This is a genomic window from Streptomyces sp. NPDC029836 (genome assembly GCF_055574495.1).
In genome coordinates this window covers 249,755-263,677 of the sequence record NZ_JBVHZI010000006.1, presented here as the reverse complement: position 1 = coordinate 263,677, position 13,923 = coordinate 249,755, and the positions used below count along the sequence as shown (strand labels likewise).

The window sequence follows — 13,923 nt, the reverse complement described above, 5'->3', positions numbered from 1 at the left end:
AACGATCACGAAACGCTGAGATCGTGGCCCCGAGGTGCGGACCATCCCGGCCGTGACGGGGCGACCCCCCGGGCGGCGGCCGTCCGCACGCGTTCAAGCGTTCTTTGCGTCGGGCCGACTCCCGGTGAAGATCCGAACCACCAGGGAGCACGTCCGTTGGCAGCAATCGCACGGTGGTGCATGCGGCACCGCCTGGCCACCGTCCTGATCTGGCTGCTGGCCCTCGGCGGGACCGCCGCGGCCGCCGGCGTCGCCGGGAGCGCGTTCTCCACCGACTACGAGGTCCCCGGCACCGAGTCCGCCAAGGCCCACGCCCTGCTCCGCGAGGGCTTCCGGGACCAGGGCGGGGACACCGACACCATCGTGTGGCGGACCCCGGAGCACCGCACGGCACGCACCCCGGACGTCGAACAACGCATGACCCGCGCCCTGGAGGACGTCGCCGCCCTCCCCGGCGTCGGATCCGTCGCGAGCCCCTACGGGCCCGGCCCGGGCAGCGCCGCGCAGATCAGCGCCGACGGCCGCACCGCCTACGCCGTCGTCACCTTCGACGAGCCGGCCGACGCCGTGCCCAAGGCGCAGGCCCGAGCCGTGGTCGACGCCGCGCGCAACGACACCACCCGGGCCGACGGCCTCCAGGTCGAACTCGGCGGCCGTGCCATCGGCCTGACGGAGGCGCCCGGAGCCCACCTCGCCGAGGTCATCGGCGTGGTCATCGCCGCCGTCGTCCTCTTCCTCGCCTTCGGCTCCCTCGCCGCGAGCCTGCTGCCCATCGCCACCGCCCTCGTCAGCGTCGGCAGCGCCTACTTCGGCATCACCCTCCTCGGGCACGCCATGCCCGTCGCCGACTTCGCCCCCATGCTGGGCACCCTCGTCGGCCTCGGCGTCGGCATCGACTACGCCCTGTTCATCGTCACCCGGCACCGCAAGGGCCTGACCCGCGGACTCACCGTCGACGAGGCGGGCGAGAACGCGGTGGCCACCACCGGCCGGGCCGTCGTCTTCGCCGGGGCCACCGTCTGCATCGCCCTGCTCGGCATGCTGGTGCTGCGGCTGAACTTCCTCAACGGCGTCGCGATGGCCGCCTCCCTCACCGTCGTGCTGACCGTGGCCGCGTCGGTGACGCTGCTCCCCGCGCTCCTCTCCTTCATCGGCACGCGCGCCCTCTCCGGCCGCGAGCGGCGCCGGCTCGCGGCGGAGGGGCCACGGCCCGAGCAGCCCAGCGGCTTCGCCGCCCGCTGGTCGGCCTTCGTCGAGCGGCACCCGAAACTGCTCGGGGCCGTCGCCACCGCCGTCATGGTGGCGCTGGCCCTGCCCACCTTCTGGCTCCACCTCGGTACCTCCGACCAGGGCAACAACCCGGCGGGCTCCACCACGCGCAAGGCCTACGACCTGCTCGCCGAGGGCTTCGGGCCCGGCACCAACGGCCCCCTGACCGTCGTCACCCGCCTCGACGGGCCCGGCGACCGGATCGCCGTCGACCGGATCGCCGAGGCGGTACGGGACACGCACGGCGTGGCCTCCGTGGGCCCGGCGGTCCTCAACCGCGCCGGGGACACCGCGGTCCTGACCGTCGTACCGGACTTCGCCCCGCAGGCCCGCGCCACCAGCGAACTCGTCGACACCCTCCGCCAGGACGTCATCCCGCGCGCCTCCCACGGCAGCTCGGCGCAGACCCACGTGGGCGGGGTGACGGCCGGCTACGACGACTTCGCCGAGGTGATCATCGGGAAGCTGCCGCTGTTCGTCGCCGTCGTGATCGCCCTCGGCTGCGTGCTCCTGCTGCTGGCCTTCCGGTCCGTGGGCATCCCGCTGAAGGCGGCCGTCATGAACGTCGCGGCCGTCGCCTCCTCGTTCGGCGTCGTCGTCGTGGTCTTCCAGTGGGGCTGGGGGAGCGAACTGCTGGGCCTGGGCAGCGCCGGCCCCATCGAACCCTTCCTGCCCGTGATCATGGTGTCGGTGCTCTTCGGGCTCTCCATGGACTACCAGGTCTTCCTCGTCAGCCGGATGTACGAGGAATGGCTCGAAACCGGCGACAACAAGCGGGCCGTCCGCGTCGGCCTCGCGGAGACCAGCCGGGTCATCAACTCGGCGGCCGTCATCATGATCGCCGTGTTCCTGGCCTTCGTACTGAGCGGCGACCGGATCATCGCGATGTTCGGCATCGCGCTGGCGGCCGCCGTCGCCCTCGACGCCTTCGTCCTGCGCACCCTGCTCGTACCGGCCCTCATGCACATGCTCGGCGGGGCCAACTGGTGGCTGCCCGGCTGGCTCGACCGCAGGTTGCCCCGCATCAGCATCGAGGCGCCGGAACGCCGCACCCGCGTGAGCCTGCCCGCCCAGCGACCGGACGCCGACCGCGCGGAGCCGCCCGTCCCGTCCCGCTGACCGGTCGAGGGCGGGCCGGGGGACCCCTTCGGACCACCCCGCCGCCGGCCCCGCCCCCGGGACCTGCGGACCCTGCGGGGGGACGCCGTCCCGGCCTCTCAGAAACCTCTCAGAAAGGCCGCCTACGGTGCGCGGCATGGACATCAAGAAGACCCCCGCCCCGACCGCCCCCGAGGCGGCCGCGGACGCCGTCGCGGACCCGGAGGCCGGGACCCCCGCCGCCCCCGCCGACACCACCGCCGCAGCGGGCCCGGCCGTCGGAACCCCCGCCGAGGTGGACGCGTCCGACGACGCCTCCGCGTACCCCGAGGATTCCGCGTACGACGACGAGGACGAGGCCCTCGCCCCGCGGGAGCACGCCGGCGTCGGCGCCGCGGCCTCCGCGATCGTCGCCGCCGGCCTCGGGCTGGTCGCCCTCAGCGGCAGCTGGGTCTCCCGCGTCATCGCCGAACGCCAGACACTGATCGGCCAGATCGAGTCGGCCAACGCGGCCACCGCCAAGGAGAAGATCGCCGCCCTCTACGGCGACGCCTGGCACATGACCGCCCTGGTCAACGGTGTCCTGTCCACCCTCGCCCTGCTCATCGCCGTCTTCGTCCTGGCCCGCCCGGCCTTCGGCGCCCCCGGCCGCGTCCTGCCCGTGTGGATCCGCTCCGTGTCCTGGGCCGCCGTCGCCCTGGGACTCCTCGGCGTCCTGCTGTTCGGCCTCATGTACTTCGACGTGCTCGTTCCCATGCCGACGGCCGCCGAGTAGGCACCCCCTTAGGGCGCTCCACCCGTTCTGGAGCGCCCGGGCCCGCGGCCTAAGGACCCCCACCCCGTACAGATGCGGCATGCGCCCGATGCGGCGGCACCCCCTGGGAAGCGAATCTTGGATCACACCGAACGAGGTGCCCGAGAAACACCACCAGGGAGTACGAGATGTTCGAGTACGAGATGGCCACCGCCCGCCGCGCCGACCTCATCCGCGAGGCCGACCGGTACCGCATGGTCCAGGAGGCGAAGAAGGCCCGCCGCGCCTCTTCCCGCGATCAGGAACCCGAAGGGCCGGTGAGAGCCGTCCGCAGTCTCTTCACCCGCGCCGCGTAACCCGCGCCGCACCCCGGGTGAGCTGATACGTGATGAGAAGCGCAGCGATATCCGGTGCCGCCGGGCCGCAGCTCTGTGCGATGCTCGGCGGCGTGGAGACCAGATCTGTCAGCCCGGTGTTCGTCGGCCGAGCCGACGAACTGGCCGTACTCGTGGACGCCCTGACGCGGGCCGCGGCGCAGGAGCCGCAGGCCCTGCTCATCGGGGGAGAGGCCGGGGTCGGCAAGACCAGGCTGACCGAGGAGTTCCTCGGCGAGGCCACCCGACGCGGCGCGGTCGTCGCCGTCGGGAGCTGTGTGGAGATCGGGGCGGAGGGACTTCCCTTCGCCCCTTTCTCGACGGCCCTGCGCGCCCTGCGCCGCCAACTCCCCGACGAGCTCGCCGTCGCGGCCGCCGGCCAGGAGGACGAACTGGCCCGGATCCTCCCCGAACTCGGCGAGACCCCGCGCGGTCCGCACGACGAGGAGAGCACCGCCCGGCTCTTCGAGCTGACGGCCCGGATGCTGGAGCGCCTCGCCGCCGACCGCACCCTCGTGCTCGTCCTGGAGGACCTGCACTGGGCGGACACCTCCACCCGTCACCTGCTCGCCTACCTCTTCCGCACCCTCGGCAGCGGCCGGCTCGTCGTCGTCGCCACCTACCGGGCCGACGACGTCCACCGCCGCCACCCGCTGCGTCCGCTCCTCGCCGAACTGGACCGGCTCCGCACCGTCCAGCGCATCGAGCTGCCCCGGTTCAACCGCGCCGAGGTGCGCCGCCAGCTCGTCGGCATCCTCGCCTCGCAGCCCGACGAGACCTTCGTCGACTCCGTCTTCGACCGCTCCGACGGCAACGCCTTCTTCGTCGAGGAACTCGTCGCCTCACGGCAGAGCGGCTGCCGCACCGGCCTCACCGAATCCCTGCGCGACCTGCTCCTCGTCCGCGTCGAAGTGCTCCCGGACGCCGCCCAGCGCGTGGTGCGCGTCGTCGCCGAGGGCGGCTCCACCGTCGAGTACCCGCTGCTGCGCGCCGTGGCCCGGCTCGGCGAGGACGAGCTCATCGACGCGCTGCGGGCCGCCGTCGGCGCCAACATCCTGCTCGCCACCTCCGACGGCGACGGCTACCGCTTCCGCCACTCCCTGGTCCGCGAGGCCGTCAGCGACGACCTCCTGCCCGGCGAACGCGCCCGCGTCAACCGGCGCTACGCCGAAGCCATGGAAGCCGACGGGACGCTGGTGCGCGCCGAGGAACGCGTCATCCGGCTCGCCCACTACTGGTACGCCGCCAACGAGCCCGCCAAATCGCTGCCCGCCGTCCTCGCCGCCTCGGTGGTCGCCCGGCGCCGGCACGCCTACTCCGAGCAACTGAGCCTGCTGGAGCGGGCCATGGACCTGTGGGACAGCACCCCGCAGGAGATCCGCGAGGCCCTGCGCCCGGCCGACTACACCGACGTCTACCCGCCCTGTGGCTGCGACCCGGAGACCACCCCGCTGCGACGCCTCGACCTGCTGGCCGAGGCCACCGTCGCCGCCCGCTTCGGCGGCGAACGCGAACGGGCCCTGAAGATAACCAAGTTGGCCCTGCGAACCCTCGCCGAGGACGGCGACGATCCGCTGCGCGCCGCCTGGTTCTGGGCCGAACGCTCCCGGCTCGTCGCCGGACTCGGCCGCAGCGACGGCTGGGAGGAGATCGCCCGGGCCCAGGAACTGGTCAAGGGGCTGCCCCCGTCCCAGGTGCACGCCGACGTCCTCGTCCTCGCCGCCGGCTGGGGCATGCTGCACAAGCCCGGACCCGGCAACCTCGCCGCCGCCGAACGCGCCGTCGAGTACGCGCGCATGGTCGGCGCCGAGGACACCGAACTCAACGCCCGCATCACCCTCGGCAGCCTCCTCACCGATTCCGGTGACGGCAGCGCCGGACTCGCCGAGATGCACGCGGTCAAGGACCGGGCCGCCGAACTCGGCCTCACCCCGATCGTGGGACGCGCCCACATCAACCTGACCTCCCAACTGGAAAGCCTGGGCCGCTCCCGCGAGGCCGTGGAACTGGCCGAACGGGGCGCCCAACTGGTGCGCAAGTCCCGGCTCATGGACACCGAGGCCTGGGTCTGCGGGAACATGGCGGAGAGCCTGTACAGCCTGGGCCGCTGGGACGAGGCCGCCGACGCCGCCCGGCGCACCCTGAGCGTCGGCCAGAGCGCGGCCCCCCGCGGATCCGCCGCGGCCCGCCTCGCCTACCTGGCGCTGGCCCGCGGCGAACTCGCCGAGGCCGCTCAGCAACTGGCCGCCGCACACGCGCATTTCGGCACCCACGACACCCAGCCCCAGCACCGGGTCCCGCTCTACCGGCTCGCCGTCGGCGTCGCCGCCGGCGAGGGCCGGATCGCCGACGTCCGCACCGAGATCGAGCAGGCCGTCAGCATCGGCTTCCGGCTCGGCCAGCACCGCTACGCCTGGCCCCTGCTCCTCGCCGGCGCCACCGCCGAAGCCGACTCGCGCGGCCTGCCCGCCGCCGAACCCGGCCGCAGCGCCGCCATCGGCCTGCTGCGCACCGCCGCCCGCACCCTGGCCGCCCCGGCCCCGGTGTGGAGCGCCCACGCCGAGTACGTGCGCGCCGAGCTGCTGCGCGCCGAGGCCGCCGACACCGTCGCCGACTGGACGGCCGTCGAAGCCGCCGTCCGCGCCCTGGAGCGGCCCTACCTGCTGGCCCGCGCCCGCCACCGGCTCGCCGAGGCGCTGCTGGCCGCGGGCGGCGACCGGACCGCGGCCGTGGCCCTACTGCGCGACGCCCACGCCACCGCCGACCGGCTCGGCTCCCGCCGACTGCGCGAGGACCTGGCCCTACTGGCCCAGCGCGCCCGGATCCCGCTGGACGCCGAGGCCGACGCCGACCCGCACCCGCCCGTCGCGGACACCGACCCGGCCGAGGCCCTCGGCCTGACCGGTCGCGAACGGGAGGTGCTGCGCCTGGTCGCGGGCGGCAGCACCAACCGCCGGATCGCCGAGGAGCTCTTCATCTCCCCGAAGACCGCCAGCGTGCACGTGTCGAACATCCTGGCGAAGCTGGGCGTCGCCGGCCGCGGCGAGGCAGCCGCCCTCGCCCACCGCCTGCACCTCTTCACCCCCCTCCCGCCACCGCCCCCACCTACCCCGAACACTCCGGCGGCTCCGGGCAGGACACCTGCCGGCCGCCGCTAGCGCTGTGACCGGAGCGTTTGGACAGTGGCGCCGGGCGCCCGAAGGGCGCGGCGAAGGCGGACCGGTTCGGCGCCCCGGAGGGACCTGTGCGAGGTGCTGTCCACCCCCCACGGCGTCCGCCTCGTGGTCGCCGATGTCCAGAGCGAGGGGGGCGGCACCGTCCGCTGCGCGGCCGTGGTGCTGACCGCGTGCCGGGAAGCCGGGCCAGGCTCGACGACCCGGCGGGGGTCGGCCGCGTGTCGATGCCGCCCTGGACCGCAACCGGCGGTCAGGGGCCGACCCCCGGGACCGCGTCGTCATCGTGTTCCTCGGACGGGCGTATGAGCACTCTGCCCGAATCCAGGTCTATCGGCCCCCGCCCCGGGTCGCCGTCGTTCACGTCCGTCCGGGACAGCTCCAGGCGCTTGCGCTCCTCGTCCGTGTGCTTGCTGCCGGGATTGAACAGTTGGTCGATCATGTTGAACACCGTGCACCGTGCCTTCCACCCCGCCGGGGCCTCGTTCGCTCACTGCACCTTCAGCGTCAGGATCCTGTCGTCGTCCGCCTCCGGCGATCCCCGTCCGTCCGTCTCGCTCGTCACCAGCAGCAAGCCGTCCCCACCGAGCGGGACCACCGTGCGCAGCCGCCCGTACTTGCCCTCCAGGAAGGCCTCCGGCTCCGCGACCGGTACGGCCCCGTCCAGCGGGATCCGCCACAGCCGCTGCCCCTTCAACCCGGCCATCCAGATCGAGCCCTGCGCCCAGGCGATCCCGCTCGGCGAGGCCTCGTTCGTTCTCCACACCGCCACCGGATCCCGGAAGCCGGGCTTCGACGCCTTCCCTTCCGCCTCCGGCCAGCCGTAGTTGCCGCCCGGCTCGATCAGATTCAGCTCGTCCCAGGTGTTCTGCCCGAACTCGGCGGCCCAAAGCCGTTTGTCCTTGTCCCAGGCCAGACCCTGCACGTTGCGGTGTCCGTACGAGTAGACGACCGAGTCCGCCTCGGGATTGCCGTGCACCGGCTCACCGTCCGGCGTCATCCGCAGGACCTTCCCGGCGAGCGACTTCTTGTCCTGGGCCAGCCCCGTCTCACCGGTCTCGCCCGTCCCCGCCCAGAGCATCTTGTCCGGCCCGAACGCGATCCGGCCCCCGTTGTGGATGACCCCCTTGGGGATGCCCCGGAACACCGTGTCGGGCGCGCCCAGTTGCTGTCCGGGGGCTCTCTGTTCCTCGTACCGCATCCGGGCGATCCGGTTGTCGGACTCGGTGGTGAAGTACGCGTACACCAGCCGGTCCGTCGCGAACGTCGGGGACACCGCCAGGCCCAGGAGGCCCCCCTCGCCGCCCGGAGCGACCCCGGGGACCTCGCCGATCGGCGTCACCGCCCCCGTGTCGGCGCGGATCCGGCTGATCGTGCCCTTGTCCCGGGAGGCGACCAGCAGGTCCCCGCCGGGCAGCGCCGCCACGCCCCACGGCGACTCCAGACCCTTGGCGAGCTCGCCCGTCACCGCCACCGAACCCTTCGCCGGCGCCGCGGGGGCCTTCGCCGGGGCCGAGGCGCCCGGGGACGCCGACCCGGCCGGAGGTGAGCCCGGGGGAGAGCCGCCCGGGCCCGCCTGGGCCCCGCCCGAACCGGAGCAGCCGGCCGCCAGCAGGGCCCCGCACCCGGCCAGCGCGAGCGCCGTCAGCCCACCGCGCCGGCCCGCGCCGGCGGACCCGTACGCCCCCGGCCGCGGCTCTCGCGGACCGCCCCGGTCCCCGACCCCGCCGACCGGGCGCGCCCCGCCGACGCCGCCGATCCGTCCGTCGTCCCACATGGCCCCGCTCCCCTCCGTCGCCTGCCTGCCTTCCCTCTGTTCCAACAGCCCGGGCAGCTCACGAAGTTCCACCGCTCGTACACCCGATCGAGTGCACTTGCCCGGGACCGCTCAGTCCCAGGCTCCCACCGCCGAGGGCAGCGCCGCTATCTCGGACAGCTCGGCGGCCGTCAGCCGCACCTCCGCCGCCCCGGCGTTCTCCGCCGCCCACCGGGCCCGCTCGGCCCCCGGCACCGGTATCACGTGCGGCCCCTGCGCCAGCACCCAGGCCAGCGCCACCTGCGCCGCCGTGACCTGCGGGCCGTGCCGCAGCGCCACCCGGCGCAGCCCCGCCGGCAGCACCTGGTTCGAGGCCATCGCGTGCGCCGTGAACCTCGGGTGCCGGGCCCGCACGTCCGCGTCCTCGAACCCCTGCCCCGGCGTCAACGTCCCGGTCAGGAACCCGCTGCCCAACGGCATCGCCGCCAGCACCCCGACCCCCCGCGCCGCGCACCACGGCAACAGCTGCCACGCCGCCTCCGGGGACCACACCGACAGCTCGGCCTGCACTGCCGTCACCGGGAACACCTGCTGGACCCGCTCCAGCCGCCGCAGGGTCGTCGCGTACGCCCGGTCGCCGCGCCGCCCCGCGCCCGGCCCGGCCCCCGCCCCCAGCGCGCAGTACCCCAGCGCCCGCACCTTCCCAGCGCCCACCAGCTCCGCCATCGCGCCCCAGGTCTCCTCCACCGGAACGTCCGGGTCCACCCGGTGCAGTTGGTACAGGTCGATGACGTCGGTCCGCAGCCGCCGCAGCGAGGCGTCGCAGGCCCGCCGCACGTAGCCCGGCCGCCCGTCCGCCACCACGTGCTGCTCGCCGGCCCGCAGCCCGACCTTCGCCGCCACGAAGGCGTCCGCCCGCCGCTCCCGCAGGACCCGCCCGACCACCAGTTCGTTGGTGAACGGCCCGTACAGATCGGCCGTGTCCAGCAGGTTCGCCCCCAGATCCAGCGCCGTGTGCACGGTCCGCAGTGACTCCTCGCCCCGGCGGAGCGACGGCGCGTAGGCCCAGCTCATCGGCATGCAGCCGAGCCCGATGGCGCCCACCGTCAGCGGTCCCGACCCGATCGACCTGCGCTCCACTCCCGCGTCCCCCTCCCGGTCCGGCCCTCAAACTAACGGCTCGATCCGGATCCCTTGGCATAGCCTCGTGATCATGACTGCACCGACCGCCGACGTCTGGCTCCCCTTCCCCGCCGGGGAGATCGACGGCCTGCCCGATTCGTTCCGCTACCGTCGCTGGGACGGCGAGGACGAGTTCCCCGCGGACCCCGCCGCCTGCGTCTTCTACGTCACGCCCTACATGAAGTCCCCGGAGGTGACCCTGCGGCCGCTGGCGGCGATGCCCGACCTGAAGGTCGTCCAGACCCTCACCGCCGGCATCGACCACGTGCTCGGCGGGCTCGCCGACCTCGGCCCCGGCGTACGTCTGTGCAACGCACGCGGCGTCCACGAGGCCAGCACCGCCGAACTCGCCCTGACCCTGACCCTCGCCTCCCTGCGCGGCATCCCCCGCATGGTCCGCGGCCAGGACCGCGAGGAGTGGCGCGACGGCTTCTACGAGTCCCTCGCCGACAAGTCGGTCCTGATCATCGGCTACGGATCGATCGGCGCGGCCGTCGAGGACCGCCTGACCGTCTTCGAGTGCGGGCGGATCACCCGCGTCGCCCGCTCGGCGCGCACCGCCCCGCACGGCCCGGTGCACGCGCTCACCGACCTCCCCGGGCTCCTCCCGGACGCCGACGTGGTGATCCTCTGCACGCCGCTGACCGAGGAGACCAAGGGCCTGGCCGGAGCCGACTTCCTGGCCCGCATGAAGGACGGCGCCCTGCTCGTCAACGTCTCCCGCGGCCCCGTGGTCGACACCAACTCCCTGCTGACGGAGGTCGGATCGGGCAGGCTGCGGGCCGCGCTCGACGTCACCGACCCCGAACCGTTGCCCGCCGGCCACCCGCTCTGGCACGCGCCGAACGTCCTGATCACCCCTCATGTGGGCGGCAGCAGCTCGGCGTTCGAGCCCCGCGCGAAGCGACTGGTGGCCCGCCAGCTCGTCCGCTTCGCGGCCGGGGAGCCGGTGGAGAACACCGTGCTCGTCACCGACTGAGGCGCCCGGCGCGCACGCTCCGCGACCGCCCCCGCGCAGGCAGTGGCCACAACTCCCCGGATGGTGACGGAGAGTAGAGATGCTATGTCGCTGAGTGACGAAAGTGGTGTATCGTCCGGAAGAAGGGGCTGCGCCGCGTACGTCTGGCGCTGGGGAGTGATCGGACCATTTGGGGGGCGACGGGCGATGCACGGCCAATGGACGAAGGATCCGACGCGGCACAGCCGCCGGAGGCGACGATGGGGCGCGCCGAAACAAGCCGGCGAGGTGGACCGGTGAGCACCCCGGGGGCGGCGCTCCTGACCCGGCCCCCCGCCGCGGCCGACGGGGGCAGAGGACTGGCGGCGCAGCTCCTCCTCGCGGTGGTCAGCGGCGGGTACGCCGTCGGAGCCGCCCTGGGATGGGGGTCCAAGGACGTCGCCAAGATCATGGGCGACTTCGGGCTCAGCACGGCCGGCTTACTCGCCGCCGTCTCGTGCTACCACTACGCGCGGACGATCGACCGCCGCGAACGCCCCGCCTGGATGATGTTCGCCTTCTCCTCGCTCATGGGCGCCCTCGGCAACGCGATCTGGGGCTGGTACGAGGTCATCCTCGGCCAGGAGGTGCCCGAACCCTCCCTCGCGGACTTCGCCTTCCTCTGCTTCGCCCCGCCCGCCATCGTGGGCCTGCTCGTCCTCGCCAAACGCCCGGTCACCCGCGCCGGTTGGGTCTGCCTCGGACTGGACTCCTGGCTCATCGGCGGTTCGCTCCTGACCCTGTCCTGGAGCCTGGCACTGGCCAACGCCGCCCGCACCGCCCAGTCGGGAGCCCCCGGCAGCGTTCCGCGCGCCGCGCTCTCGCTCGCCTACCCGCTCCTGGACATCGCCCTCGTGTCGATGGTCCTGGTACTGCACTTCCGTCGCTCGGCGAACAACCGCTCCGCGGTCAACACGGCCATCGCGGCCCTCGCCCTGACCGTCCTCAGCGACGCCCTGTTCACCTCGCCGCTGCTGAACACGACCTACCGCTCCGGCGAGATCCTCGACGCCGGCTGGTTCGCCGGCTCCCTCCTGCTCGCCTACGCGCCCTGGGGCGCCCGGCGGGCCGACTCCGCCCGGCGCGCCGATCCCACCGGCCGGGCGGCGCCCCCCGGCGTCGAGCGGCCGCACAGCCGGCCCATCACGGGCTCGCTGCCCGCCCTCACCCCGTACCTCGCCGCGGCGGTGTGCACCCTCGGGATCCTCTACAACGTCGTGGACGGGCGGAAGGTCGACCGCATGGTCGTCTTCACCGGCTGCACCGTCGTCCTGGCCCTCGTCATCCGCCAGGGCATCATGCTCCTCGACAACATCGCGCTGACCCAGGAACTGGCCCAGAAGGAAAATCACTTCCGCTCCCTGGTCCAGGGCTCCAGCGACGTCATCATGATCGCCGCACCCACCGGAACCCTGCGCTACGTCAGCCCCGCCGCCGCCGGCGTCTACGGCCGTGAGGCGGAGGAACTGATCGGTAGCGAACTCGCCGCCCTCATCCACCCCGACGACCTCGGACAGGTCGTCCACGAGGTGCGCCGCTTCCTCGCCGCCCAGCCGACGGAGGAGCCCACCACCCGCATCGAGTGCCGGTTCAGGTCGGGCAGCGGCGATTGGCTCAACGTGGAGTCCACCGTGAACCGGCACCAGGGCGGGCTCATCCTCAACAGCCGGGACGTCACCGAGCGGGTCCGCCTCCAGGCCCAGCTCCAGCACAGCGCCGAGCACGACCCGCTGACCGACCTGCCCAACCGCGCCCTGTTCACCCGCCGGGTCCGCCAGGCCCTCACCGGCCGCCGGTCGGGTGACCACAGCACCGCCGTGCTCTTCATCGACCTCGACGGCTTCAAGGCCGTCAACGACACCATCGGCCACCAGGCCGGCGACGAACTGCTCGTCGAGGCCGCGCACCGGCTCCGGGCCGCGGTCCGCGCCGGGGACACCGCCGCCCGACTCGGCGGCGACGAGTTCGCCGCCCTGATCCTCGGCGACGGCAGCCGCGACCGCGGCGCCCGCGAGTACCAGGTCCACGAGATCGCCGACCGGCTGCGGACCACCCTCGCCCAGCCCTACCGGATCGCCGGGAGCGAGGTCCGCGTGGCCGCCAGCATCGGCGTCGCCTTCGCGGACCCCGGCATCACCCCCTCGGACCTGATGCGCAACGCGGACCTCGCGATGTACCGGGCCAAGGCCGGCGGCAAGGACCGCGTCGAGCTGTACGCCCCGCAGATGCAGGCCGAGGTGGTCCGCAAGGCGGAGCTCGCCGGCCGGCTGCGCACCGCCCTCCACGAGGGGGAATTCACCCTCCTGCACCAACCCGTGGTCTCGCTGGCCACCGGGGAGGTCACGGCGGTGGCCGCGCAGGCCCGCTGGCGCTCCGCCCAGGGGATCCTCTTCACCCCGGCCGAGTTCCTCAGGGTGGCCGAACAGAGCGAAGCCGCCGGCCCCGGGCAGGAGGCCGCGCGCAGCGCCGAACTGGGCCGCTGGCTGCTGGAGGAGGCCGTGGAGCAGGCCGCCGAGCGCCACCGCGCCGGGCGCGCCGTACCAGTGGCCGTCCGGATGACCGCCCAGCGGCTGTTGGACCGCTCCATGCCGCGCGGCTCCGTGGAGGCGCTGCTGACGCGCCACGGGCTGCCCTCCGGCGCGCTCGTCCTCGAACTGGCCGCATCCGACCCCAGAGTCCCCTTCGATGAGCTGGAGCGCCGTCTGACGGCCCTGCACCGGTTGGGCGTACGCATCGCCCTCGACGGCTTCGGCAGCGGCTACGCGGCCATCAGCGCCCTGCGGCGGCTTCCCGTGGACCTGCTGAAACTGGACCGCGGCCTGGTGGAGGGCGTGGTCGAGTCGGCCCGACTCCACAAGATCACCGCCGGATTGTTGCGGATCGCAAACGACCTGGGGATGCAGTCCGTGGCCGACGGCGTGGACCTGCCCGAACAGGTGATGGCGCTGCGCGCGATGGGGTGCACCCACGGCCAGGGAACGGCCTTCTCCGGACCACTCGACGAATACAGGCTGCGGCGCGCGCTCGTGCGCGGTACGTTCCCAGTACCGGGCGGTACGGCCCAGCCGGCCTTGGCCGGAGGCTCGTCCGGCGGTTCGATGATCATCCGTAGAGGCTCACATAATGAGACGCCCGTCCCACCCGCTTGACATCCCCCTCCCGCCGGAGGGAGGGTCAATGCCATGCGCACCCGAATTCTCGTACTTGGAAAGCGCGTCGGCTGAAGCCGGGACCTGCATGTCCCCGCTCAACACCCCCGACGCGCTCCCCTCGCTTGCCACCCGGCACGAGGGGTTTTTTGTTGCACTGGCACACGCCCC

General features: G+C 73.7%; 9 protein-coding genes. 6 read left to right on the top strand and 3 right to left on the bottom strand.

The window, feature by feature from the left end; translation table 11 throughout:
• Positions 1-156 precede the first annotated feature (156 nt).
• The 4 genes from ACZ4XJ_RS19890 (at position 157) to ACZ4XJ_RS19875 (ending at position 6,653) form a co-directional block, all read left to right on the top strand.
• The gene (locus ACZ4XJ_RS19890) at positions 157-2,388 is read left to right on the top strand and encodes an MMPL family transporter (RefSeq protein ID WP_468496895.1); all 2,232 of its coding nucleotides are present in this window, start codon (positions 157-159) and stop codon (positions 2,386-2,388) included.
• Positions 2,389-2,524: 136 nt separating this feature from the next.
• Positions 2,525-3,142 (top strand): hypothetical protein, encoded by a 618-nt coding sequence (locus ACZ4XJ_RS19885; protein ID WP_468496894.1) that lies wholly within the window; start codon positions 2,525-2,527, stop codon positions 3,140-3,142.
• 167 nt (positions 3,143-3,309) lie between these two features.
• Positions 3,310-3,477 (top strand): hypothetical protein, encoded by a 168-nt coding sequence (locus ACZ4XJ_RS19880; protein ID WP_362880305.1) that lies wholly within the window; start codon positions 3,310-3,312, stop codon positions 3,475-3,477.
• 80 nt (positions 3,478-3,557) lie between these two features.
• Positions 3,558-6,653 carry a helix-turn-helix transcriptional regulator gene (locus tag ACZ4XJ_RS19875; protein WP_468496972.1) on the top strand — a complete coding sequence of 1,032 codons (3,096 nt, stop codon included), beginning with the start codon at positions 3,558-3,560 and terminating at the stop codon, positions 6,651-6,653.
• Positions 6,654-6,921: 268 nt separating this feature from the next.
• On the opposite strand, the gene ACZ4XJ_RS19870 is transcribed toward ACZ4XJ_RS19875, so the two are convergent.
• The 3 genes from ACZ4XJ_RS19870 to ACZ4XJ_RS19860 form a co-directional block, all read right to left on the bottom strand.
• Positions 6,922-7,110 carry a DUF6191 domain-containing protein gene (locus tag ACZ4XJ_RS19870; protein ID WP_468496893.1) on the bottom strand — a complete coding sequence of 63 codons (189 nt, stop codon included), beginning with the start codon at positions 7,108-7,110 and terminating at the stop codon, positions 6,922-6,924.
• A 48-nt stretch (positions 7,111-7,158) separates the two neighbouring features.
• Positions 7,159-8,445 (bottom strand): PQQ-dependent sugar dehydrogenase, encoded by a 1,287-nt coding sequence (locus tag ACZ4XJ_RS19865; RefSeq protein WP_468496892.1) that lies wholly within the window; start codon positions 8,443-8,445, stop codon positions 7,159-7,161.
• 111 nt (positions 8,446-8,556) lie between these two features.
• Complete coding sequence (locus tag ACZ4XJ_RS19860; protein WP_362880310.1) at positions 8,557-9,564, bottom strand: aldo/keto reductase; 1,008 nt, start codon at positions 9,562-9,564, stop codon at positions 8,557-8,559.
• A 73-nt stretch (positions 9,565-9,637) separates the two neighbouring features.
• Here ACZ4XJ_RS19860 and ACZ4XJ_RS19855 point away from each other — a divergent pair, with 73 nt between their 5' ends.
• Both ACZ4XJ_RS19855 and ACZ4XJ_RS19850 read left to right on the top strand, forming a co-directional pair.
• Positions 9,638-10,585, top strand: a complete 948-nt coding sequence (locus ACZ4XJ_RS19855; protein WP_468496891.1) for a 2-hydroxyacid dehydrogenase — start codon at positions 9,638-9,640, stop codon at positions 10,583-10,585.
• Positions 10,586-10,860: 275 nt separating this feature from the next.
• The gene (locus ACZ4XJ_RS19850; RefSeq protein ID WP_468496890.1) at positions 10,861-13,752 is read left to right on the top strand and encodes a putative bifunctional diguanylate cyclase/phosphodiesterase; all 2,892 of its coding nucleotides are present in this window, start codon (positions 10,861-10,863) and stop codon (positions 13,750-13,752) included.
• Positions 13,753-13,923 lie beyond the last annotated feature (171 nt).

Bases quoted from the DNA above. Each gene is read 5' to 3' on its own strand.
- ACZ4XJ_RS19865 (WP_468496892.1), bottom strand. From the start codon at position 8,445: ATGTGGGACGACGGACGGATCGGCGGCGTCGGCGGGGCGCGCCCGGTC.
- ACZ4XJ_RS19875 (WP_468496972.1), top strand. From the start codon at position 3,558: ATGCTCGGCGGCGTGGAGACCAGATCTGTCAGCCCGGTGTTCGTCGGC.
- ACZ4XJ_RS19885 (WP_468496894.1), top strand. From the start codon at position 2,525: ATGGACATCAAGAAGACCCCCGCCCCGACCGCCCCCGAGGCGGCCGCG.
- ACZ4XJ_RS19870 (WP_468496893.1), bottom strand. From the start codon at position 7,110: ATGATCGACCAACTGTTCAATCCCGGCAGCAAGCACACGGACGAGGAG.
- ACZ4XJ_RS19880 (WP_362880305.1), top strand. From the start codon at position 3,310: ATGTTCGAGTACGAGATGGCCACCGCCCGCCGCGCCGACCTCATCCGC.
- ACZ4XJ_RS19855 (WP_468496891.1), top strand. From the start codon at position 9,638: ATGACTGCACCGACCGCCGACGTCTGGCTCCCCTTCCCCGCCGGGGAG.